Origin of the sequence: Bacillus sp. NTK071 (assembly GCF_017303315.1) — a bacterium.
Taxonomy (GTDB): Bacteria; Bacillota; Bacilli; order Bacillales; family Guptibacillaceae; genus Guptibacillus.
In genome coordinates, this window is the sequence record NZ_JAFKOI010000016.1 from 57705 (window position 1) to 81044 (window position 23340).

Genomic DNA, 23340 nt, shown 5'->3' on the forward strand with positions numbered 1-23340 from the left:
TCACGCCCTCTCCTTTTGTTCATTTGTAACGTTAATAAATACATCATCAAGTGAAGGAGGCTTCACGTTAAGCGTTTTAGGTGAGAGCTGATGTTCATCAAGCATACGAACGAGCTCAGAAAGAAGCTGAGTCCCATTTTCAGTATAGATTGTCACTTCCTCTCTTGATCGTTCCATGTTCTCGCCAACATCATTTAAGACCTCACTTGCACGTTCGGCTTCTTCTGGTTCATGAAAAACAAGCTGAATGGCATCAAATCCGAGTGTCCTTTTCAGTTCTTCTGCACTTCCAGAAGCAACAATTCTGCCCTCATTAATAATGCTAATACGATCGGCTAACTGATCAGCTTCTTCAAGGTATTGTGTGGTAAGAAAGATAGTCGTTCCTTCTTCTTTATTCAATCGCTTAATCTCTTTCCAAATGGCTTTCCGATTAGAAGGATCGAGTCCAGTCGTAGGTTCGTCTAGAAAAAGGATCTTGGGCTTATGCACTAACGTCAAAGCGAGATCAAGACGTCGCCTCATTCCTCCAGAATATTTTCCACAAGGTCGATCGGCTGCATCGTTTAAATCTACTAATGTGAGCAACTCACTCGCTCTCTCTTTTGCCTCTTTCTTAGTGAAACCAAAAAGTCGCGCCTGCATTTCAATTAATTCTCTTCCTGTCAAAACAGGATCTATGCCTGTTTCTTGCAATGCAACACCAATATTCCACCTAACACGTTCTGGTTGCTCATTTACATTAACACCGCCGATTTGTATCGTACCTGAAGTTGGCTTGACAAGCGTCGTTAGAATTTGTACTGTTGTCGATTTACCAGCACCGTTCGGACCAAGAAAGGCAAAGAATTCACCTTCAGCTACCTCAAAACTAACCCCCTGAACAGCTTTCACATCGCCTTTATATGTTTTCACCAGATCATGTACTAATATCGATCCATCCATTTTCTAACCTCCGTTGGGCGTATTGCAAGATATGATAATGAATTACATCCACACGTTACTTAAATTCTCTTCTCATTTCATTTTATCCTTTAACAAAGTCTGCTAGGTGTATAAAAAGAAAAACCTCATCAGGTTATCAAGGTTTTACATTACGAATCTGTTAATTTCGACTTATATTACTTCGATATTCTGTTGCGAAATGAATATGTCTTTTTCTAATATAAAATTCACTTTTTCCCTTTTCACAACCATGGAATAGATGTTACCATGGTTCACGGTTAAGGTTATAGAATAATCCTTATAGAATTTTCATTAGAGAAAGGATGGTTCGATGCATTACGGAAGCAAAGGCTGGTACGTTGAACAGCTTAAGAAACATGATGTACGTTACATTGAAGGACGCAAGACTGAGAAATTCAAGAAACACGTACTTGCATCTCTTCTTGAAAAACAATAAGAAACTGCCATTAAAGGGGGAGTGATCCCCCTTTATACATAATTACTATCCAAAAATACAAAGCGCTTGATACATAGGGACAAAACGGTTTTCTTTCCACTGAATAGGTGTTGAAAGAAAGCCTAGCCCATCCGCATTGTATCTCCCGATCACCCTCTGATAAATCAGTAATTCATCAACACCATCTCTTTGCAAATCAATAGGATAAACCCCTCCCGGTGGCAATACATCACCCCTAATAGGAACTTTTAATGTACCATCTTCATTATAAATCTCTGAAAGATACTCCTTCCCCTTATATAGAAGACTCACAATATAAGTTTGCTGTAAGGTTTTATTTTCTACTTTAGCCTGGTAATCATGAAGGTAGTTAACTGCGTACGAAAAGGCGTTATAGAAACTTTCCTGATCAAATAATAATCTCAACGATTGATTCAAATAAGAATACAGAAAATCATACGTAATTCCACCACTCCCACCAGAGTTAGAGCGCACAAGTATTTCATTCACTTTGTTCCCAGTAAATTCTCCTAGATAAAGGGTGGGATTGTACCCACTACTTCCAGGTAGAGCAAAAGATACTTCTATTCCAGTAGCACCGTTTGTTATCATTAACACCACTTGGTCAACGAAAGGTGTATCACTTCCAAATGGTTTAGTACCTGTCAATACAACAATGTCAGGAACTCCATCTCCTGTCACATCGCCTACTTTTTGATCTAATATGATTCGATCGTTCCGATTCATCTGCATCCCCCTCACTATGTTTCATTACTAGTCTATGTTTAATAATTCAGTCCATTATCGTTGTAATGAAATGGAAAGGAAGCTAAACTGATAAAAGTGAAACTTACTGAAACGAGGGATTGCCTATGAAGGCGGGAATAGATCAAGATCAAACAATCGGTATTATATCAGGGGCTGGTGCTTATTTTCTATGGGGAATTCTCCCACTTTATTGGAAACTAGTGGCAGATGTTCCTTCTGAAGAAGTGCTCGCTCATCGAATCATCTGGTCTTTTGTATTTATGATTGCTATTCTGCTAGTACTTGGAAAGCTATCATCTTTTCAGAAAGAACTCATTTCCATACTAAGCCAACCAAAGAAACTCACTGCGATTGCGTTCGCCTCACTGTTTATTACAATCAATTGGTATGCTTTTATTTGGGCAGTCAATCACGATCATGTTATACAAACGAGCCTCGGTTATTATATTAATCCGTTGATCAGCGTGCTGCTCGGCATCCTTTTTCTTAAAGAACGTCTCTCATTCTGGCAGATGATCTCATTCGCACTTGCGACAATCGGTGTGCTAAACCTTGTATTTCGTTTCGGCGAAATTCCATGGGTTTCATTAGTTCTCGCTTTAAGTTTTAGTATTTACGGTTTGTTGAAAAAAACTGCCAGACTTGGCGCACTAACTGGACTTACCATTGAAACGTTGTTTATCACACCATTTGCATTGATTTACCTTATCAGTGTCCGTGATAGCGTTGGAGATGCCCTTTACGTAGAAAACACGACGATTCTCGCCCTATTACTTGGTGCAGGTATCGTTACAGCTGTGCCATTATTACTCTTCGCAACTGGCGCTAACCGAATCTCGCTTTCTATGATTGGGTTTCTCCAATACATTGCACCAACTCTAATGTTGATTCAGGGAGTGTTTCTGTATGACGAAACATTTACCTCTGCTCACTTCATTAGTTTTGTATTGATCTGGGCAGCATTGCTGATCTTCACACTTTCTCGCACAAAGATATTTCAGCGCATAGAGCCAAAAGCCTTTCAAGAAAAACATTCGTTATCTTAATTAAGTAAATCCCACACGCGTGGGATTTTTTATTTACCCACCTTTTCAAACGGCCACAAATAGGTAGTAACAGATTTTGAAAAGTGTGTTATAGTTTGATGCTCTTTGTATCTGTATCCTTGTGATAAAGTATCATGAAGAACATCAGCTTTTGCGTCTTGAAGCGGCCATCTGTCGTGATCAATTTTCCCTTGAAGAACGCTTTCGTTTCGAACAATAAACAACCGATCTCGTTCAGTTAACCAGAAATCAAGATTCCCCTTCTTTGCTTCGTATGGATCAGAAGTAGGTTCATACTTAATGTGATACTTCGCTTGCTTAACACCTTTATGAGTTCGAGCCGAGCTAAAGTCCACCTCAAGTCTATCCTTCCGTTTTGACATGTCTGCTTTAAAATATGGAAGATGAAAAACATTCCTTGCAATCAATACTCCTGGCATATGACTCGCATCAAGGCTAAAGAAGTAAACGCCCTGCTTATTTCCATATTTGACGTAAGTACGCACATTGAGTTCTAACAAACGAGAGGCGAATGGCACCGCTGGAAGTCCTCTAAATCTAATGCTGTTCATTTCAAATGGGACGATACCAATCCAGGCAAGTCCATCAAACGTATCTACTTCAAGTTCAAACGGAAGCAATGATTGTAGCCACAAAGCATCAACAGGCCAATGCAAGAATAAGAGATCCTCCCACGTTTGCTTCATAATCCATCCCTTCCTTTTACTGCTTTCCATCCGGATCCCTCCATTTCTATCGTTAGCATATCCAAATACATACATTCTGTTCAATTGTAGAGACTTAACGAATGTGTGCTGTTATTCAACATCAGTCTTCTTACGTTTCCACAGCACACTATTTAAATCCATAGTGCTAAAACTTTGATCAATTTTATTAAATTGTGGTACCGTTTAGTTGTGATTTCATCTTAGACATGCAATGAATGAATGAACATTCAATCATAATTGGAGGGATAGTTAATGACTAAGCAAAGACAAATTCATCTAGCAAAACGCCCAGAAGGAATGCCTACAATGGAGCACTTTAACTTCGTTGAAGCTGATATTCCAACTCCTAAAGATGGCGAAGTGCTTCTACGCACGTTATACCTTACCGTTGATCCTTACATGAGAGGACGTATGAGAGATGCCAAGTCATACGTAGCGCCTTTCCAAATTAACGAGCCACTTAACGGTGGAGTAGTAGCAGAAGTAACAGAATCGAAGTCTTCACAATTTAACCAGGGTGATATCGTAATTGGACACCTGAGCTGGGAAGAGTACTCTGTAGCTAATGAGAAACACCTTCGCAAGATTGATCCAAATGTAGCTCCTATTACTACACACCTTGGTATTCTTGGAATGCCTGGACAAACAGCATACTTCGGCTTACTTGATATTGGTCAACCGAAAGAAGGAGAAACAGTTGTTGTTTCAGGTGCTGCTGGTGCTGTTGGCTCAGTCGTCGGGCAGATTGCTAAAATCAAAGGGTGCCGTGTCGTAGGAATTGCTGGTTCAGATGACAAAATCGACTATATTAAAAATGAACTTGGCTTTGATGAAGGCATTAACTACAAGACTCAAGACGTTTATAAAGCACTAAAAGATGCTTGTCCAAATGGCATTGATGTGTACTATGAAAATGTTGGTGGAGAAATTGGTGATGCAGCGATTAGCTTACTAAATAAATTTGCACGTATCCCTGTATGTGGTGCAATTTCTTCTTATAATAAGAAAGAAGCCGACATTGGCCCACGCGTTCAAGGTAAATTAATTCAAACAAGCTCTCTAATGAAAGGATTTGTTGTTGGAGACTATTCTGACCGCTTTAATGAAGGCGCTGAGCAGCTCGGTAAGTGGCTACAAGAAGGTAAATTGAAATACGAAGAAACAATTGTCGAAGGGTTTGAGAACGTTCCTGATGCATTCCTTGGCCTCTTCGAAGGGACAAATGTTGGGAAACAGCTAGTTAAAGTAGCAGATCCTGAATACGCAACGCTTCCAAATCGTTAATAGTACTTACCCGCTCCACAATGGAGCGGGTATTTTTTATGACTATGTGTAAACGCACATAAAAAGAAGGTTATGTCTCTGTCTAAGAAGGAATAGTATGTACCATAGACATTTTATAACAGGAGGATTCTAATGGGAAAATTTCTTCTTAATCTAGCGGCATATATACTCGTTGTCACGGTAAATGGTCTCGCCAATGCATTACCTTTAAACGGACAAACAACTGGTGAAATCTCTAATAAGCTTAACGTTCTTTTCACACCAGCCGGGTATGTTTTTAGCATTTGGGGACTTATTTACATTCTACTTGGAATATGGATTATTCGCCAATTCCCATCCAGCCGTAGAAACCTACCTCTTTATCAGGAAACGAGTGGATTGTTTGTACTAAGCTGCCTGTTAAATACCCTCTGGATTTTCATGTGGCATTATGAATTCTTTGGCTTATCTGTCATTGTTATGCTTCTTCTACTCATTACCCTTATTCGTCTTTATGTTAGCGTAAAAGCAGCCGGTGCATCATTTTTTGATCTACTACCATTCTCTGTTTATCTCGGTTGGATTAGCGTAGCTACAATCGCAAATATTAGCTATTACCTTACCTATGTGGACTGGGATGGATTTGGCATTTCAGATTCAATTTGGACCGTTCTTCTTTTACTTGTGGCAACAGTCCTAGCTCTAACCTTTTTAAAGAACGAGAACGATTGGGTATATCCACTAGTATTTGTTTGGGCTTTTATCGGCATAGGGATCAAAAATCAGAACGCAGATGTGCCACTTGTTGTTTATTCCTCTTATACACTCGCCGCCCTTATTCTTATCATTACACTTCTCTACTCTTTTAAGCCGAGAAGTTCATAAGCAAAGCCCCTTTACCAAGAGTAAAGGGGCTTTGTTCTAGCTATGCAAGTGACTTAAAGTCCTGACCAAGAATTTCTTTCATACTGTGAACAGTAATAAAGGCTTTTTGATCAACCGCACCAACATGTTTTTTTAATTTAAGAAGATCTTTTCTGCCAAGAATTGTTGTAATCACTTCTTTTTCGTCTGAAGTGAATGCACCACGTGCGGTATGAATCGTTGCACCTTTACCGATTTCTTCAACGATGAATGAGCGAATCAGTTCGCTCTCTTTACTGATAATAACAATTTCTTTCTTCGCCTCGAAAGTCTGAAGAGTATAATCAATTACTAGACCATTGAGAATAACACCGAAGATCGCATACATACCGATTTCTGGACCGAATAGAGCAACTGAGAATAAAGCAATTGAAATATCCGAAATAAGAACAGCTTTTCCTACTTCCATTGAGAAGTACTTATTCAGGATCATCGCAATAATATCCGTACCACCAGTTGAAGCTTTTTGATGAAAGACAAGGCCCATACCAGCTGCAGCGATACACTGTCCGATAATCAATTGAATTAGAATATCCTGACTAAATGGTTCAGTTACTGGAATAAATCGTTCAAATGCCCATACGGCAAGTGATAGAGCAAAACTTGCATAAATGGTTTTAACACCGAATTTAGGACCGAGAAACAGAATTCCAACTAACAAAAGCACTGCGTTCAAAATAATCATAAACATACCAACTGACAGGTCAGGGATTAGATGGTTCATCAGGATCGACAAACCACTGACTCCCCCTGTCGCAAGGCTATTAGGAGATAGGAAAAAATGAACATGGGTAGCAACACCGAGCGCCCCCAAAGTAATTAGCAGATAAGTTTTGATGTGATGAAGCATCTATTATCCCTCCCGTTGTTTTGTTTTCGTTTCATTAGCACAATCGGGATTATAATAGGGATTTAGAGCTTTGTAAACAGCCTAAACCTAAGATTTTTAATTGAAGCGGTTACAACCTGAAAATAGGTCATATGAACTATAAATTCATGCGGTTTCGACACGTATATACAAGAATTTTCGGAATTTTTGAGTCTGTTTTTGGTATTATTATAGCTTCCATAAGTATTAATGAATTGTTTAAAAACAAGCATACTAAAGCATCTGCTATCTTACAGTCCCTAATCATGGTAAAGTGAAGTCAGATATCACGGAAAGGAGCCCCGGGAATGGTTATTACAATTATGGTCATTGTGGTTGTCATTATGACGATTGTCATTGCCGCTGCTTTTGGACTTGCCGTATCAAAAGGATACAATGTAAAACATACTGTCGATCCTTTGCCAGAACAGAATCAAAAGAAATCGACAGAGAAAGAGGTTATGAATGAACGGACAGAATCGAAGTAATATCACACCTGGTAAAACGGTAGAAATCGTCCTGAAACAGGACCAGCGTACAGGAAAAACAACTAAAGGTATTGTTAAAGACATATTAACGAAGTCTCCTACTCATCCACATGGAATTAAAGTACGTCTTGAGGATGGACAGGTTGGTCGTGTTAAAACGATTTTATAATGTATCAATGCACACAAAAATCCCGCCTGACTCTAGAGCCAGGCGGGATTTTATATATTTAAGGTTTCAATGCCATCCAACTATCAATGTAATGAATACCGTAACCACTCATTGCTGGTGAAGTTCCATATGCTGTGCTTACCTTAAGAAGCTCTTGATCCATGATAGTTGAGCCATCTTCGTAAAATGACAGATAAGAAGCTTCTGCTGTTTGGCCTGTTTCCACTGCTATCGATACTTTTTTGCCGTTTCGCTCAGCAAACGTCATTTCTGTTCCCACAAGCGCAATAATCCCGTTTCCACCATCCGCACGATCGCGATATGCCATTAACGTTGTCACATCTGCTTTTTGAATAACCCATTCAGAAAGATTTCCGATTCCGTAACGATTATTATACGATTGTTCATCAAACCAGAAGGGTGTATCAACGCCGAACACAAGTCCTAGATGAACAGTACGCGCTTTTCCGTCAGAGAGACGATCCTGATAAAAAGCTACCGTTCTTTGATAATTGTTCGTCCACCCTGAGTGAAGGTATGGTTCAATGTCGAGATGTACCCCTTTAAACTGTTGAGCAACCGTAGCATTCATCTGATAATCTTCAAGCCAAGTGAATAACCGATCTTGATAGATTTCACCTTTACTCGTTGCCCAGTTTGGGGCACCGTCTAACGCATGTACGTTGATTCTTTTCATTGAAGCGTTCTCAATGAACGTATGATAGGACGAATGAGGAACTGAACGATTAATTTGCAAGTAAACATCCGTTACTTTCTTTTCCTCTAGAAATTGAAGAATTTCATTTGGCTTTGTTTCAATTTGCCTTGTATCCCACAGCCATGTAGCGAGACTTCTATCCATGTCCACCGCCTCAGCCTTCTCTTCAGGTAGAATAATCGATACCATAAAGAACGCCAGTACAAAAAAGAGAATTCCAACAGCAACAGTTCCATTCTTCACTTGTATGCTCTCCTTTTTTCTGAACCCAGCGCTCAAAAAGGAGCCTGGCGGTCTGGCAGCCATTCGCACATGTGCGGACAGGCCCATAACTTTGCGTCCCTGCTTTTCAACAGGTTTGCCTTTTTCAGTTTTATAATCCTTATACCTCTTATATCGGCTATTAAAGGATAATTGTTTAGTAGGGGGGCAGGTTGGGGTCTGACCCCCTAAAATAGTCCCATTACCATTACCATTATCTTATCAGACCACTTAAACAAACGTTTATTTAACCTGGAAGTAACGGCGAAGGCTCTTCTATATAGAAGATTTTCAGCTCGTGTAGCGCACGTGTGCATCCAACATACAAAAGCTTAGCATCCTCTGCATCTTGACGGTAATTCTCATTACAAGCATTCGCGATGATTACACCATCGAATTCCAATCCTTTTGTTAGGTAGATAGGAACAATCGATAAGCCTCCTGCGTAAGAGCGATCATGAGCTGTAACAAGGTTTACTTCTTTATCTCGTTTGCTCACTTCATCAAATAATGCATGACACTCCTGTTCACTTCGACCAACAATTGCGATGGTATTCATGCCACGTTTACTCATTTCATGTGCGGCTGCTAACAATTTAGTAACGTGTTCTTCTTTATTTACCCTCTGCTGTAGAACACTCTCACCACTTCGAAAAACTGGTACTGCCGGTTGAACAGGAATATTAGCATGTGAAATCACTTCGTTTGCAAATTCAATAATCTCCAATGTGGAACGATAGCTTTGGTCAAGCTCAATATAGAGCTCTTTGCCATTGAAAAGTTCTCTAAACTCTTCCCAGTTATGAATGCCTTTATAAGAATGGATTCCTTGTGCAAGGTCACCTAAGATCGTGAATGAACGGCTTCGATTCACTTCTAATAAAAGCGCAATTTGGAACGGAGAAAAGTCTTGTGCTTCATCAATGACGACATGTTGAAACACATCATCTTTATTAATACCATTTAACTTAAATTGAATATAAAGAAGTGGGGCAAGATCGTCAGGCGTTAGTTGCTTTTTCTTCAAGCGAATCGCTGTTTCCTTCATTAAGGAATCATTCAAAATTTGTTCCCTTTCTGAAACAGATACATAAGGAGGTGGATTGGTTTGAAATAACGATTTATAGAAAGTTAAAGCCGTTTGCTTTGGCCACGTTTTAAAATATTCTTTTAACTTCTCATTAGCTAATTTTTGATATTCCTTCTGAATGTGACTTCCATCTACAGACTTAATCTCATCCTTTATCCATACTCTAAATCGATTCACCATCATCTCACGCTTTCGCCCTACTGGGTAAGCAGCAAGATCTGATAACCACTGCTGAATCTTTTCTTCAGACAACGTTCGTCTTTCAAATGGTGTAAACGAGCTCTTTGGACCGACGGCTGCACTGTACGCAGCAATCGCACGATCAATCCATTCCTTAAAAGCTAATGACCCTTTTATTCTACCTTCTGCTTTTTCGATCTCTGGTCGCTTCTTGCCGAACCATTTTTGTAAATCATCATCGGATGAATCAAGCTTCACTTTTTCCTCAATCATACTCAAAGTCCAGTCTGTAAAAGTAGATTGCTGTATACCGCCTACACCAAGCTCAGGGAGAACGCCTGAAATATAATCTAGGAACATACGGTTTGGAGCAAAAATAACCATTCGTCCAGCTTGTACCGTATCCCTGTATTCATATAACAGGTACGCGAGTCTGTGAAGGGCAACTGTCGTTTTACCACTTCCTGCAGCTCCTTGAATGATGAGAGGCTTTGTGCGTTCTGCTCGAATAATATCATTTTGCTTCGCTTGTATCGTAGACACGATATCACGTAGACGGTTATCTTTGTTTTCACTTAGTCGGTATAGGAGAAACTCATCTGTACCACTTAAGTCTTCACTACCTTCAACATACGTGTCTACCACTCTCTGAAGCTCCTGATTTCGGATAACGATATTCCGTTTTAGTTCGATATTACCTTCAATCATTCCGTCAGGTGAAATGTAATAAACGTCATCCTCACCTCCAGTAAACGCATAGAACATACTTGCAACAGGAGCTCGCCAATCTACTACTAATGAATCCTGTGATTCTTCATGTGCTACTCCTACTTTCCCTATGTAATAGGAACGTACTTCTTTATCCTCTTCTTGAAAATCCATTCTTGCAAAATACGGTTCTTTGGCAGCAATAGCAAGAGACGTTCGACTTTCTTCCCGAATGCTTTCCAACACTTGTTCAGTTACATTGTCCCCTGAATAGCGCGGGTAGGTTGCCAACTTCTTTTGCTGTTTTGTAATCTCTGCAGCGATTTTCTTGAGTTGCTGCTTCTCTTTCTGATAGGCACTTTGATTCTTTTGGTCCAAGATCAGTTACCTCCTTATGAGATTCGCCTCAAACTGTGAGACGGACTATTAATCCTACCATAAAATACAGTTAATCACCAAAGAGTTTTTAGAAACTTCAAATAATAATACCGTTGATTTACAAGGTCCTTTTCGTTGACATTGGAGCTATAAGAGTGGGTTAATTTCCGCTCCCATTAGTTAAGTGAGGTTCTAGACAAAAATCTTTTAGATACTAGCCTTTGTGAAAAATTCCTAAATAAAAATGATCCAACTCTACGTCCAAACCGTTAGCTGAATGTAATCAAAATGACGGTTACTAAAATAAGGAGCGTGAACAGGAACATGAAACTAAAAAAAGCATTTAAAAAGTTAATGGTACCAGCATTAGGCCTTACCCTATTATTCCCTACAGTAGCAGGAGCAGCAAATGCAGAACCAACAGTAAATACACCAGCCGCAGATCTACGAGCCACACTTGATCAGCTTTTATCAGAGCATTTTGTCCTCGCTGTTACCTCAATGACGAAATCATACGATGGAGCTAAGGATGCAGAGGAAGTAACGGAAGCTCTTGATCAGAATGCTGCTGACATGACGCCAGCAATCGCTTCTGTATATGGAGATGAAGCAGCCGGGCAGTTCGAAGATATATTCAGAGGTCACAACGACTATTCTGCAGATTTGGTACAAGCAGCAAAAGAAGATAACGATAAACTTCGTAAAGAAGCCGAAATGGAAGTAGACGAATTCGTCGATGAATTCTCCACTTTCCTTGATACTGCAACTGAAGGTAATCTTCCTAAAGAAGCAGCTGAAGAAGTCTTAGAAGTACATGAAGATCAAGTACTGACAACGTTTGATGAATATACAGAAGGCAATTACGAACAAGCCTACACTACATTCCGTGAAGGACATAAGCATATGTTTGCAATTAGTAAAGCACTCTCTAACGCAATCGTAATGCAAATGCCTGATAAATTTGAGAACACAAAAGTAGACACGCCAGCTGCAGAGTTACGCTCAACACTAAATAGTCTTGCATCTGAACACTTTGCACTATCTTCTCTAGGTCTTGAAAAAGGCTATGATCAATCGGAAGACTATGATTTTGTAAACTGGGCTGAAGACAGAAACACTGCAGACTTTAAAGCGGCTATTGGCTCTATTTATGGCGATGAAGGAGCTACCCAATTCGAGAAAATATGGCAGGAAGATCATATCGCCGCACAAGCTGATCTAGTTGTGGCCTCACTTTCTGAGAACGAAGAGGCTATGACAATGGCTAAGGAACGTCTATTGGAAACTTTCCCCCAAAACTTTGGAGCATTCCTTGGAACAGCAACAGAAGAGAATCTACCAACTGAAGCGGCTACAGATGCGCTAATGGCACATGAGAAGCAAGTGGTTGGATCGTTTGACTCTTATATGTCAGGTGATTACAAAGCTTCAACAGACCAATTCCGCGAAGGCTATGCATTCATGTTTGGTGTTGGAGAATCTCTGGGTAATGCAATTGTGAAACAAATGCCTGATAAATTTGCAGGCGAGTCCATGCCAGGTGGTATGCCCAAAACAGGTATGGGTGGTGCAAGTGAGCAATCATCGAACCTGACAGCTCTTTGGATTACAATTGGTTCTCTTGCTTTTGCAGGTTCAGCCTTTGCCATCCGTAGAAAAGTAGTTAATCATTAATAGCTACCATCTTACTAATAGATATAAAAAGAAGGAGAAGCTTTCCCTGAGCTTCTCCTTCTTTTTTTGTAGCCTCTTTTCTAAAGGCTCTTTTATAAAAGATTGTTGCTTTTGAAACTATTGTTGAATTAAACACTACACTTCGCTGAGGGAAAGCGAGCATCCTGGAGCGTAAATCACCCACTACCCTTAATAATTAATTCCTTTCCCCAAAACAAAAGCGCTTCTGACTAAGAATCAGAAGCGCTTTTGTTATGCCTTATTCTTTTTTAGAACATCTATCACCGTATCGATTTTTGCATGATCCTCGGGAGATTGGTCGATATGATTCCAAATCAACTTCCCACGTTCATCATAGATCCATGTTCCACCTTGAATGTAGACATCCTGAGTTTTCATTGATTTCAACACAAAATCCTTTTTCTTCTGCTCCTTAGGAATAAAGCCATCCAATTTACGAGTTACAAATCCTAAAGCAGCCTGTCCAAGCAATTTCCATTTTGGCATCGTATGGTGTCCCATCCCACGATAAGCTTCTCTTTTAGGGTCTCCAGCGATCAGAAATGGAAACTCTCCAAATGCTTCTTGGAATTGACTGATATAGGATGAATTAGAGGGGGCGATAGCAATAATCTGAAATCCTTGTTGTTCAACTTCATTAACGCGCTTACGCAACTGCGTAAGATAAGCTCTACACACTGGTCAACCAAGATGTCGAACAAACACAACCATTGATTTCTTCTGGTTGATAAATTCCTCTAAAGTTACATTTTCACTTTGTGGTACTTCAAGTAGAAAGTTTAAGTTATTCATTCTAGTAACCTCTCCTAACTTCATCAAAACTCGATTGATTTGTCTTAACCTGTTCTTACTATTAATTTTACACTTTTTTCGATACTAGTAATAACAATTGCATCCTACAATTTTATCAAAAATATCTTAATTGATTATCATTTCGTCGATTTATGAAATATTTCCGCGGAAATTAATAGTTATAATCGAAATGACACTATGGTCAATGAATATTCTTCAATATAAAGAATCCCCCATCGCTTCATTTCCGATGGGGGTCATGATTTATCCTACAGGTACAAACTCTTTTTCTTTTTCATACTCCATTACAGCTTCTTCAAAAATACGAAGCCCTTCATCAATTTGCTCTTTCTGCACAATAAGTGGAGGAATCATGCGGATCACTTCTTGATGCTTCCCGCATAGGTAGAATAGAACGCCTTTTTCAAGAGAGAGATCCAAAATACGCATCATTCCATTACCGTCAGGAGCACCTGTATGTGGGTCAACAATTTCAATTCCAATCATAAGCCCTACTCCACGAACATCTCCAATGACATGGTGCTTATCTTTAATTACAGCTAACTTCTCTAATGCATAAGCGCCCATTTTTCGAGAATTAGCTAGTAGTCCTTCTTCTTCAATGACATCGAGAGTCGCTAGCGCAGCTGAGCAGGCAATCGGATTACCACCAAATGTTGTGCCATGCGTCCCCATTGGCCATTGGCTCATCAATTCTTTTGAAGCAACAGTTGCACTTAGTGGCATCCCTGAAGCAATTCCTTTTGCAATCGCCATAATATCAGGCGTTACATCAAATGTCTGTGCCGCGAACCAGTCACCTGTACGACCAAAGCCAGTCTGGACTTCGTCAAAGATCAGCAACATTCCGTGGCGGTCACAAATCTCCCTTACTTTTTGCAGCCATTCCTTTGGTGGAATGAGATATCCTCCTTCACCAAGAACGGGTTCTAGAATGACACACGCCACTTCTTCAGGTGTCACTTGATGATCAAAAAGTCGTTCAAAATCTTTCTCAAGTTCATTCACGCAATAATCCGCTACGTTCTCGCCTTCAGGACAACCTGCGACATCCGCATAAGGAATTTGATAAGTTAGGCCATTCGGCTGAAGAAACTTTCTATACTTACTTTTCGATGTACTAACACCTAGAGCACCAAGAGAACGGCCATGGAAGCAGCCTGTGAATGAGATAACATAAGGTCGCTTCGTGACATACTTCGCAAGCTTCATCGCCCCTTCAATTGCCTCAGTACCACTATTCGCGAAGAAAAAGCAATCAAGGTTATCTGGCATTATTCCCTGTAACCGTTCAGCAAGTTCCAGAATAGAGTCATACATAATTACGCCTGAAGGTCCATGCATTAAGGAGTCAGCACCATCCTTTATAGCCTTTACAACTTTAGGATGGCGATGTCCCGTATTCGCTACCGCAATACCAGATGTGAAATCGAGATAGGTTTTTCCATCAGCTCCATAATAATAACAACCTTCTTCCTTCACTACCGGCAAATTCGGATGATCCTTCGCCATACTAGGTGCTAGATAGTCTGACATGCGGTTGTATCTCTGTTCAAATGATGTAGACAATGTGATATCCTCCTTTGAATTTCTACTTTTAGATAAAGAAATGAGCCATAACTACAATGATTGGTAAAGTAATAACTGTGCGTTGCAAGAAAATAATAGCTAGTTCAAGTACAGAGATTGGAATTTTGGACTTTACTAGTAGAATACCAATTTCAGACATATAGATTAATTGTGTTAAGGAAACAGCTGCAATAACAAAACGGGTTAGTTCGCTTTCAATTCCAGTTCCAATAACAGCCGGCAAGAACATATCTGCAAAACCAACTAACATTGCAGGTGCAGCTGCAGTAGCCTCAGGAATTTGCATTAATTCTAGAATCGGAACGATTGGCATGGACAAGTAAGTAAAGAAAGGAGTAAATTCAGCAATAATTAGCGCAATTGTTCCGAGAGCCATAACAAGTGGAATTAGGGCAAAGTAAATATCAAGAACTGTATTTACTCCCTGAGTTGCCACATGCTTAACACTTTTTACTTCAGAAGATTTCTCAAGTGCTTTCTCCATGCCCCATTTAAAGCTTGAGACACCTTCTGGGACGTCCTCTGAAATTTGTTTCCCAGTACCCTCGTAATAAGTATCCGCTTTTCTAGATAGCGGTGGAATTCTAGGACAAATGATTGCAGCTGTTAGACCAGCAACGACTACGGTGAAATAGAATGGAACAAACATGTCTTCAAGACCTATGAAACTGATAACAACTAGACTGAATGCGATTGAATTAATTGAGAAATTCGTAGCAATAACAGCCGCTTCTCTTTTAGTGTAATAACCTTCTTCATACTGTTTTGTCGTAATCAAAACACCTACTGTTCCTGCTCCCATCCATGAAGCAAGGGCATCAATAGAGGAACGACCTGGCAACTTAAATAATGGACGCATCACCTTACGCAGTGCAGTTCCAAAGAAGTCCATAAGACCGAATTCAAGCAACAGAGGCATTAGTAGACCAGCGAATAGGAACCATGCAGCAAGGACAGGAACGAGAGCATAAAGCATCGTCCCACCTGAGACATCAGAAATAATGAATTCAGGTCCGAATTTAAGCAAGGTCATGACCGCAAAGAGTGCCCCTAGTAATCTAGTACCAATCCAGAACCAATTAACATAGAATAATTGTTTAAGGAATGGACGTAACATAATACCTTTTGGTTCGAAAAGTTTAGCGATAATTGGAATAATAGCAGAAATAATAAGTACAGCTGTCATAAATCCTGGTAATACAGGATTAAGAGCACTTTGAATGGATTCTGCCATAATCCCCACGCCAATTGTAATTTTGCCGTTAAATGGAATAGGCACTAGAAATAAGAGAATACCAATCAATGATGGAATGATAAACCACGCATAAGCACTCGAGGAATAAGATCCTTTCCCCTGTTGCTTCGCACTGTCAACGGAATACGACTTTTCTTGTTTTACTTCCATTTTTCACTCTCCTTCAACTTTTATAATAATTCATATTCTTGCATATAAATTAGAAAAGAAGCAAGAACATTTTTCATTCTTTGCTTCTTTTAATATGCAAGTATCGTGCCAAATTTATTAAATTCTGTATTTTTTAAGTTTTCTAACTACAGTAGGTTGACTTAACCCCAGTGCTGCCGCTATCTTAGTTGTTGTCCTAAATTGTCGCTTTGCAATTTGAAGACGTTCTTTCTCCACTTTTTCTAAGGACTCTTGTAAAGTTTCACTAAAATTATTCATTTCTGAATAACCTTCATCTTGTAGTCTATAGTTAATAGGCAAATCGGATGCCTGTATAGTGAATGCATCTGACGTAACGACCAAACGCTCTATTAAATTCATAAGCTCACGAACGTTTCCTCTCCATTCATATTGACTCAACTCATGAAGAACAAATTTATCAAGAATTCGTTTTCGCTTATACTGTTCACAAAAACGGTCTAGAAATGACTGAATCAATGGAAGGATATCATCTTTTCTCTCTTTAAGAGGGGGAATAATTAAAGGTACTACATTTAGTCTAAAAAACAAATCCTCACGGAAGGTTTTCTCAATAACAGATTGATCCAAGTCTCGATTCGTGGCACTGAGTAACCGAAAATCTGACTGTATTTCTTTTCTTCCCCCTAGTCGATAGAAGCGTTTTTCTTGAATAAGTTTCAGTACTTTTACTTGGTTTTGTAATGATAACTCACCAACTTCATCAAGAAACAACGTACCTGAAGACGCCATCTCTGCAAGTCCCATACGCCCCCCTTTCCTCGCGCCTGTAAAGGAACCATCTTCATATCCAAACAATTCAGCTTCAAAAAGCGCTTCAGGAATCGCACCACAATTGACTTCTATAAATGGGCCATTTCTTCGATCACTTTTGTGATGAATGTACCTTGCCATCTCTGTCTTCCCTACACCTGATTCGCCAAGAAGCAACACGTTAACATCGACACCTGCAACTTGCTTAGCTGTCGCCATCACTTTTCTCATCGCTTCACTTTTTGCAACAATTCCGGTTTCCTCCTGTTGTAGTTTAAGACGCTCTAGCTCACTTCTTACACGCTCCATCTCAATGGACATTTCTTCCATTCCCGATTTAATTTCCATTAGTTCTGTAATATCATGTGAATAACTTACAATCCTAACTAGCTGACCGCCTTCATCAAAAACAGGCAAACCTGTCACCAGAAGTTTTTTTCCTTCAGGTCCCGTTTGGACAAAGGTAACTCGTTTTTTAGATTTCATGACCATCGGCGTTGCCAAAGGAGTAAACAATCCCTCTTTCTCTAGCTCATATACAGATCTTCCTATTAATTCATCAGCCCTAACGCCATAGACCATGCCAGTTCCTTCACTCACTTTAACGATCGTTCCTTTAGGGTCTGTGACGAGAATATCTTCTTGGAGTGAATGAAAAATGGCTTTATACTCATTCCACTCTGACATTTAATCACCTCGTTTATTTATTCATTTTTGAATATTATTCCGTCGAAATTAGAGAACATTGTCTATATGCAAGGATAATCTATTCATTTTTGAATAATCAGACTGTTTTATTTTATCATACCTAACAGGACAGTGAAGCATATTACTTTTCTGATTTACAATATCCAGATAAAATGTTCAGTGGAAATGATCGTTATCAAAGGAGGAAACAACATGGTCGCTCTTAAAGGTAAAACTGCTCTCATCACAGGTGCTGCTAGAGGAATTGGTCGAGCTGCAGCTATTGCACTTGCAAAAGAAGGCGTAAATATTGGCATGATTGCACGTACAGAGGAAACACTTCACAACGTTGCCAAGGAAATCGAAGCAGAAGGTGTAAAAGCATCGTACGCAGTAGCCGATGTTTCATCTAATGAAGAAGTAACTACTGCAGTAGCTCGTATTAAGGAAGAGCTTGGCGAAACAGATATTCTCATTAATAACGCAGGAATTGCGAAATTTGGCGGGTTCATGGATCTTGATATTGAAGATTGGGAGAAAATCATTCAGGTTAACTTGCTTGGAGCTTACTATGTAACCCGAGCAGTACTTCCAGATATGATTGAACGTAAATCAGGAGACATTATTAATATTTCATCCACTGCTGGTCAAAAAGGTGCCCCAGTTACTAGTGCATATAGTGCTTCCAAGTTCGGTTTACTTGGCTTAACAGAATCACTAGCTCAAGAAGTAAGAAAGCACGATATTCGTGTTAGTGCTTTAACTCCTAGTACTGTGTCTACTGATTTAGCTGTAGAGAACAACCTAACTGATGGCACTCAGGACAATATGCTTCAGCCAGAAGATATGGCAGAATTTATCGTAGCACAGCTTAAGTTAAATAAACGCGTCTTCATTAAATCAGCAGGACTTTGGACAACAAACCCATAAGACTCTACAACCAGCCTTCATATAAGGCTGGTTTTTTTATTATTTCTCTTCATTCACTTCGATTCCTATGAAACATTTTCCCCACATTATTCTTATGGACTATGACAACCTCTCATAAGCGTATTTTGATAAAGTGAACGATTTAGTAAGGAAAGGAGTGCGGTGAGGTGAATGAACAACAGCCTCAGCTGATTAGTTCAGTTGATCCTTATGTGTATAAGACACTCAAATCTATCGAGGGAGAAATGATTACAGTCGAAACGACGAAAGGCTCGCTCCGTGGAACATTGCAAACGGTTATGCCAGATCATATTGTTATTCAGATTAACGAAACACCATTCTTCGTTCGAATCCAACAAATCGTCTGGGTATTTCCTAATTAGTTCAGACGGGAGGCTAGCTCATTATGTTTAAAAGGATTAATAAACAGTTAATCGAACTCCCCATTCCTGAGTATGGAGATGCAAATGCGGCAGCCGCCGTTCAGGATCTGCTTGGAGGACGCTTCGGGGAAATGTCGACCTTAAACAACTATATGTTTCAATCATTTAGCTTTAGGGAGAAAAAGAAGCTGAAACCGTTCTACGATTTAGTCACAAGCATCACAGCGGAAGAGTTTGGTCATGTTGAACTTGTTACAACTGCAATTAACCTATTAACAAAAGAGAGTTCCTTTCCAGCCCCGCCAGATTTAACCCCTCTTCAAAATGCTAAGGATATGAGGAATACAGCGCAGTTTGTCGCTACCGCTCAAACTGCCCTCGGCGCTGATTCGATGGGAAATTCATGGCGTGGGGACTATATTTTCAGTAGTGGAAATCTCGTGTTAGACCTACTTCATAACTTCTTCCTTGAAGTTGGAGCAAGGACTCACAAAATGAGAGTCTACGAAATGACCGATCACCCGACTGCACGAGAAATGATCGGTTATTTACTCGTCCGTGGTGGTACCCATGTCCTTGCATATGCAAAAGCGATTGAAATTGCAACAGGTACCGACTTAACCAAGATGCTCCCAATTCCGAGTCTGGATAATTCAAGCTTTGATTATGCCCGCAAATTTGAGGAGCGTGGGTTAAACAATGTCCTTTATACGTGGAGCAATGAAGATTATCAAGGAATTAAACAAATATGGAAAGGAACTAATCCAGAGAATGGTGAGAGGCTTCGTGTGATTGATGGGGTACCTAAAGGCGCTGCCATTCCTGACCTTGATGATCTCCCAGAAGAATTCGCTCCTGGTATTACGAAGGACCACTATGAGCAAATCGCAAAACGATTAATGAGAGATTTATAGAGAAAGCACCTGTCCCCATTGGAGACAGGTGCTTTTGATTACCAGATCGCTTCAACCCATTCAGGGTGATCGATAAACGGATTGCGGTTGTGCTGATATTGATCATAAATAACATTGTTCCGGTTTTCTTCAAACGAATCAACAGGGTCCATTTCATTCCATGCTTTCAGAACTGATACTTTGCCTATATAAGGTGCTGAGCCATTATTCACAAGATCGTTCACTTCAAGATCCACTTCTCCGCTGTCGCCTTCGTAACGAACTGCCATGTAGAAGATCATTCTCGCTACATCACCTTTTACGCTATCACGTGGTTCCCATGAATCACTATCATAATAGTTACCAGGTGCTTCAGGTTGAGGAGATCCACCGTTGTCGAAATCAAGATTTCCACGAGTGCCATTCACTGACACATCAGTTGGTCTTAAATGATGAACATCTGTCCCTGGACCCATTGCTGTACCAAAATCACCATGAGACTTTGCCCAAACATGCTCACGATTCCAGTCGTCGACATTCCCACCGTTTTCATATTTACTCTGAGACCTACCACTATAAAGAAGAATAACATTATTAGGGTTTGAAGGATCTTCATCAGTTACACGTAATGCGTCCCAAACATTACTATAGGAAAGCTCAGTGTGATCATCAATGATCATATGCAACTCAGCTTTAAGAGAACTCCCAGTCTTGCCCATTGCTGATTGGTAATAAGTATTATCATAAGGAGAAGTTCCATCATTCCCTGAACTATCGCCATCTCCGCTTCCACTTCCATTCAAATCCATTGCGGAAACGCTTTTCATCCCAGGATGTGCAAAATAATCTGTAAGCGATCCATTTATTTTAATCATTTTACCAAGTAATTCAGGATTGCTCTTTAATCCATAGGATGATCTGAAAGAAGATGGTACTTGAACAAATAACATATTACTCACATTTGTCTCATTTGCTTGATCTGCAATAGCTATTGCATAATCATCTGAGAAATTACTAGTTTGAATAGAAGATGAAGACTCTGGCTTACCGACAATATAGCCTTCCACTGCAACTCCAGAACTTCCTTGATTGGCAATGGCTTGATCAACTGAGTAAGGCGATGCTGCTGTCCCAGATCCATCAGCAAAAGATGGTGTAATCGAAAAATACATAACAACAAGTGACATAACAAGCATTAGACCAACGGTTCCATAAATGCGTTTTCTTGTGGTGTTAATTGTTATTTCCCTCCCCTAGTTTATAGCCAAATTATTCTAAGGCTCCTTCTAGCTTAAACGTACACTATTAAGTGGTTAGAAACACGATGTAATTGTTCCTCTATTTCCCTTAGGACTATTGGCTTATCAATCATTAATTCGTGTCTTTTTTACTACAAAAATGAAATTCTCAGTGTTTTCCACTCTCAGTGACTTTCATCAAGCTCTGTAGTCAGATATAATCAATGAGGATTGCTAAACAACAAACAAAGGGTGTTTTCCTATGAGTATATTAACCGTGAAAAACCTTACGCACGGATTCGGTGACCGTGCCATATTTGACGATGTATCATTTCGCCTTCTAAAGGGCGAGCATATTGGACTAGTTGGAGCCAACGGTGAAGGAAAGTCTACCTTCATGAATATCATTACAGGTAAGCTTGAACCCGATGAAGGTTCTGTTGAATGGTCTAAAAATGTGAGAGTAGGTTATCTAGATCAGCACACTGTTCTTGAACGTGGTATGACGATACGAGATGCACTAAAGGGTGCTTTTCAGTACCTGTTTGATTACGAATCGGAAATGAATGAACTGTTTGCTAAAATGGGCGAAGCTTCACCAGAAGAGCTTGAGAAACTTCTAGAAGAAACCGGGACAATGCAGGATATGCTAGCAAACAATGATTTCTACGTGATTGATGCAAAAGTTGAGGAAATTGCACGAGGTCTTGGACTAGATGAGATCGGTCTTGAAAAAGATGTGCAAGATTTAAGTGGTGGTCAAAGAACAAAAGTGCTTCTTGCTAAGCTCCTTCTTGAAAAACCTGATATTCTACTTCTCGATGAGCCGACAAACTATCTTGATGAGCAACATATCGTTTGGCTTAGACGCTATTTACAGGAATATGAAAATGCCTTTATCTTAATCTCTCATGATATTCCATTTCTAAATAGCGTCATTAACTTGATTTACCATATGGAGAATCAAGAGCTGACGAGATATGTTGGAGACTATGATAACTTCCTTTCTGTTTATGAAGTGAAGAAGCAGCAAGTTGAAGCTGCATTCAAAAAGCAGCAACAGGAAATTTCTCAACTAAAAGACTTTGTTGCAAGAAATAAAGCTCGTGTAGCAACACGGAATATGGCCATGTCGAGACAAAAGAAACTAGATAAGATGGATGTTATCGAGATTGCTAAAGAAAAACCGAAGCCAGAGTTCCACTTTAAGCAAGCTCGCGCTTCAGGTAAGCTCATTTTTGAAACAAAAGATCTTGTTATAGGCTATGACGAGCCTCTATCTCGACCACTGAACCTTTCTATGGAACGAGGACAAAAAGTCGCTCTTATGGGTGCGAACGGTATTGGTAAAACTACTCTTCTTCGCAGTATTCTTGGCGAAATCCAACCAATTAGCGGATCTGTTGAGCTTGGTGACTATCTTTATACTGGTTACTTTGAACAGGAGATTAAAACAAGAACGTCCAATACGTGTATTGAAGAACTGTGGAGAGAATTCCCTCATTATAGCCAGGCTCAAATACGGGCAGCGCTATCCAAATGCGGCTTAACCACGAAACACATTGAGAGCAAAGTTGACGTATTAAGTGGTGGTGAAAAAGCGAAGCTCCGACTTTGTAAACTAATGAATACTGAATCGAACCTGCTTGTATTTGATGAACCTACAAACCACCTTGATGTCGAAGCAAAAGCGGAACTCAAGCGTGCTCTAAATGAATATAAAGGAAGCGTCATAATCATTTCTCACGAGCCTGAATTCTATCAAGATATTGCAACAGACGTGTGGAATTGTGAAGATTGGACAACGAAATTAGTGTAATGATTAAGAGGCTGGGACATAAGTAAATAACCATGAGAAAGACCCGAACAATTCATTTGAATCAGATCGGGTCTTTCGTAATTTACAGATAGGAAACAACCGCT

General features: G+C 39.8%; 22 protein-coding genes and 1 riboswitch. Of the genes, 11 read left to right on the forward strand and 11 right to left on the reverse strand.

What is annotated here, in order from left to right; genetic code table 11:
- Positions 1-945, reverse strand: coding sequence for an efflux ABC transporter ATPase subunit, DrrA-related (locus JI666_RS18075; protein WP_206894413.1), 945 nt, complete (start codon positions 943-945; stop codon positions 1-3).
- Positions 946-1276: 331 nt separating this feature from the next.
- Between JI666_RS18075 and JI666_RS18080 the strand changes: the two genes are divergently transcribed.
- Positions 1277-1402, forward strand: a complete 126-nt coding sequence (locus JI666_RS18080) for a DUF2639 domain-containing protein (RefSeq protein WP_206894414.1) — start codon at positions 1277-1279, stop codon at positions 1400-1402.
- Positions 1403-1447: 45 nt separating this feature from the next.
- On the opposite strand, the gene JI666_RS18085 is transcribed toward JI666_RS18080, so the two are convergent.
- Positions 1448-2149 carry a YybI family spore inner coat protein gene (locus JI666_RS18085; RefSeq protein ID WP_206894415.1) on the reverse strand — a complete coding sequence of 234 codons (702 nt, stop codon included), beginning with the start codon at positions 2147-2149 and terminating at the stop codon, positions 1448-1450.
- Positions 2150-2274: 125 nt separating this feature from the next.
- Here JI666_RS18085 and rarD point away from each other — a divergent pair, with 125 nt between their 5' ends.
- Positions 2275-3216, forward strand: coding sequence for an EamA family transporter RarD (gene rarD, locus JI666_RS18090; protein ID WP_206894416.1), 942 nt, complete (start codon positions 2275-2277; stop codon positions 3214-3216).
- A gap of 29 nt (positions 3217-3245) precedes the next feature.
- Here rarD and JI666_RS18095 read toward each other — a convergent pair whose 3' ends face one another.
- Positions 3246-3953 carry a YqjF family protein gene (locus JI666_RS18095; protein ID WP_206894417.1) on the reverse strand — a complete coding sequence of 236 codons (708 nt, stop codon included), beginning with the start codon at positions 3951-3953 and terminating at the stop codon, positions 3246-3248.
- A 243-nt stretch (positions 3954-4196) separates the two neighbouring features.
- On the opposite strand from JI666_RS18095, the gene curA reads away from it, so the two are divergent.
- Positions 4197-5228, forward strand: coding sequence for an NADPH-dependent curcumin/dihydrocurcumin reductase (gene curA, locus JI666_RS18100; protein WP_206894420.1), 1032 nt, complete (start codon positions 4197-4199; stop codon positions 5226-5228).
- Between the two features lie 132 nt (positions 5229-5360).
- Positions 5361-6092: a TspO/MBR family protein gene (locus JI666_RS18105; RefSeq protein WP_206894421.1), complete on the forward strand. Its 732-nt coding sequence runs from the start codon at positions 5361-5363 to the stop codon at positions 6090-6092.
- Between the two features lie 40 nt (positions 6093-6132).
- Here the strand turns inward: JI666_RS18105 and JI666_RS18110 are convergent, their stop codons facing one another.
- Positions 6133-6981: a YitT family protein gene (locus tag JI666_RS18110; protein ID WP_136948407.1), complete on the reverse strand. Its 849-nt coding sequence runs from the start codon at positions 6979-6981 to the stop codon at positions 6133-6135.
- A 326-nt stretch (positions 6982-7307) separates the two neighbouring features.
- Here JI666_RS18110 and ytzI point away from each other — a divergent pair, with 326 nt between their 5' ends.
- Positions 7308-7487 carry a YtzI protein gene (ytzI, locus tag JI666_RS18115; protein ID WP_206894422.1) on the forward strand — a complete coding sequence of 60 codons (180 nt, stop codon included), beginning with the start codon at positions 7308-7310 and terminating at the stop codon, positions 7485-7487.
- Positions 7465-7656 (forward strand): YwbE family protein, encoded by a 192-nt coding sequence (locus JI666_RS18120; protein WP_136948405.1) that lies wholly within the window; start codon positions 7465-7467, stop codon positions 7654-7656. Before ytzI ends, JI666_RS18120 begins: the two co-directional genes overlap by 23 nt.
- 58 nt (positions 7657-7714) lie before the next feature.
- Here JI666_RS18120 and JI666_RS18125 read toward each other — a convergent pair whose 3' ends face one another.
- Both JI666_RS18125 and JI666_RS18130 read right to left on the reverse strand, forming a co-directional pair.
- Positions 7715-8617 carry an amidase gene (locus JI666_RS18125; protein WP_206894424.1) on the reverse strand — a complete coding sequence of 301 codons (903 nt, stop codon included), beginning with the start codon at positions 8615-8617 and terminating at the stop codon, positions 7715-7717.
- Between the two features lie 43 nt (positions 8618-8660).
- A riboswitch (cyclic di-GMP riboswitch) is annotated at positions 8661-8747 on the reverse strand.
- Between the two features lie 135 nt (positions 8748-8882).
- Positions 8883-10991 carry a HelD family protein gene (locus JI666_RS18130; protein ID WP_211201552.1) on the reverse strand — a complete coding sequence of 703 codons (2109 nt, stop codon included), beginning with the start codon at positions 10989-10991 and terminating at the stop codon, positions 8883-8885.
- Positions 10992-11315: 324 nt separating this feature from the next.
- On the opposite strand from JI666_RS18130, the gene JI666_RS18135 reads away from it, so the two are divergent.
- Positions 11316-12665 (forward strand): globin family protein, encoded by a 1350-nt coding sequence (locus tag JI666_RS18135; protein ID WP_206894425.1) that lies wholly within the window; start codon positions 11316-11318, stop codon positions 12663-12665.
- Between the two features lie 252 nt (positions 12666-12917).
- On the opposite strand, the gene JI666_RS18140 is transcribed toward JI666_RS18135, so the two are convergent.
- From JI666_RS18140 to JI666_RS18155, 4 genes are all read right to left on the reverse strand, one after another.
- A complete protein-coding gene (locus JI666_RS18140; protein ID WP_206894427.1) occupies positions 12918-13364 on the reverse strand; it encodes an AhpC/TSA family protein in 447 nt (148 codons plus the stop codon).
- A 378-nt stretch (positions 13365-13742) separates the two neighbouring features.
- Positions 13743-15068 (reverse strand): aspartate aminotransferase family protein, encoded by a 1326-nt coding sequence (locus JI666_RS18145; protein ID WP_206894428.1) that lies wholly within the window; start codon positions 15066-15068, stop codon positions 13743-13745.
- A gap of 28 nt (positions 15069-15096) precedes the next feature.
- Positions 15097-16494: a YjiH family protein gene (locus JI666_RS18150; RefSeq protein WP_206894429.1), complete on the reverse strand. Its 1398-nt coding sequence runs from the start codon at positions 16492-16494 to the stop codon at positions 15097-15099.
- A gap of 117 nt (positions 16495-16611) precedes the next feature.
- On the reverse strand, positions 16612-17973 hold the full coding sequence (locus JI666_RS18155) for a sigma-54 interaction domain-containing protein (RefSeq protein WP_206894430.1): 1362 nt from the start codon (positions 17971-17973) through the stop codon (positions 16612-16614).
- Between the two features lie 213 nt (positions 17974-18186).
- On the opposite strand from JI666_RS18155, the gene JI666_RS18160 reads away from it, so the two are divergent.
- The 3 genes from JI666_RS18160 (at position 18187) to JI666_RS18170 (ending at position 20200) form a co-directional block, all read left to right on the forward strand.
- Positions 18187-18903, forward strand: a complete 717-nt coding sequence (locus JI666_RS18160; RefSeq protein WP_206894431.1) for a 3-ketoacyl-ACP reductase — start codon at positions 18187-18189, stop codon at positions 18901-18903.
- 167 nt (positions 18904-19070) lie between these two features.
- On the forward strand, positions 19071-19286 hold the full coding sequence (locus tag JI666_RS18165; protein WP_206894432.1) for a YuzF family protein: 216 nt from the start codon (positions 19071-19073) through the stop codon (positions 19284-19286).
- Between the two features lie 23 nt (positions 19287-19309).
- Complete coding sequence (locus JI666_RS18170; RefSeq protein WP_206894434.1) at positions 19310-20200, forward strand: manganese catalase family protein; 891 nt, start codon at positions 19310-19312, stop codon at positions 20198-20200.
- A gap of 38 nt (positions 20201-20238) precedes the next feature.
- On the opposite strand, the gene JI666_RS18175 is transcribed toward JI666_RS18170, so the two are convergent.
- Entirely contained in the window at positions 20239-21366 is a 1128-nt protein-coding gene (locus tag JI666_RS18175; protein ID WP_206894449.1) for an endonuclease, read from the reverse strand.
- A gap of 313 nt (positions 21367-21679) precedes the next feature.
- Here JI666_RS18175 and JI666_RS18180 point away from each other — a divergent pair, with 313 nt between their 5' ends.
- The gene (locus JI666_RS18180) at positions 21680-23236 is read left to right on the forward strand and encodes an ABC-F family ATP-binding cassette domain-containing protein (protein ID WP_206894435.1); all 1557 of its coding nucleotides are present in this window, start codon (positions 21680-21682) and stop codon (positions 23234-23236) included.
- Positions 23237-23340 lie beyond the last annotated feature (104 nt).

Coding starts and splice junctions, on each gene's coding strand:
- JI666_RS18075 (WP_206894413.1), bottom strand. CDS start 945: ATGGATGGATCGATATTAGTACATGATCTGGTGAAAACATATAAAGGC.
- JI666_RS18080 (WP_206894414.1), top strand. CDS start 1,277: ATGCATTACGGAAGCAAAGGCTGGTACGTTGAACAGCTTAAGAAACAT.
- JI666_RS18085 (WP_206894415.1), bottom strand. CDS start 2,149: ATGAATCGGAACGATCGAATCATATTAGATCAAAAAGTAGGCGATGTG.
- rarD (WP_206894416.1), top strand. CDS start 2,275: ATGAAGGCGGGAATAGATCAAGATCAAACAATCGGTATTATATCAGGG.
- JI666_RS18095 (WP_206894417.1), bottom strand. CDS start 3,953: ATGGAAAGCAGTAAAAGGAAGGGATGGATTATGAAGCAAACGTGGGAG.
- curA (WP_206894420.1), top strand. CDS start 4,197: ATGACTAAGCAAAGACAAATTCATCTAGCAAAACGCCCAGAAGGAATG.
- JI666_RS18105 (WP_206894421.1), top strand. CDS start 5,361: ATGGGAAAATTTCTTCTTAATCTAGCGGCATATATACTCGTTGTCACG.
- JI666_RS18110 (WP_136948407.1), bottom strand. CDS start 6,981: ATGCTTCATCACATCAAAACTTATCTGCTAATTACTTTGGGGGCGCTC.
- ytzI (WP_206894422.1), top strand. CDS start 7,308: ATGGTTATTACAATTATGGTCATTGTGGTTGTCATTATGACGATTGTC.
- JI666_RS18120 (WP_136948405.1), top strand. CDS start 7,465: ATGAACGGACAGAATCGAAGTAATATCACACCTGGTAAAACGGTAGAA.
- JI666_RS18135 (WP_206894425.1), top strand. CDS start 11,316: ATGAAACTAAAAAAAGCATTTAAAAAGTTAATGGTACCAGCATTAGGC.
- JI666_RS18150 (WP_206894429.1), bottom strand. CDS start 16,494: ATGGAAGTAAAACAAGAAAAGTCGTATTCCGTTGACAGTGCGAAGCAA.
- JI666_RS18155 (WP_206894430.1), bottom strand. CDS start 17,973: ATGTCAGAGTGGAATGAGTATAAAGCCATTTTTCATTCACTCCAAGAA.
- JI666_RS18160 (WP_206894431.1), top strand. CDS start 18,187: ATGGTCGCTCTTAAAGGTAAAACTGCTCTCATCACAGGTGCTGCTAGA.
- JI666_RS18170 (WP_206894434.1), top strand. CDS start 19,310: ATGTTTAAAAGGATTAATAAACAGTTAATCGAACTCCCCATTCCTGAG.
- JI666_RS18175 (WP_206894449.1), bottom strand. CDS start 21,366: ATGTCACTTGTTGTTATGTATTTTTCGATTACACCATCTTTTGCTGAT.
- JI666_RS18180 (WP_206894435.1), top strand. CDS start 21,680: ATGAGTATATTAACCGTGAAAAACCTTACGCACGGATTCGGTGACCGT.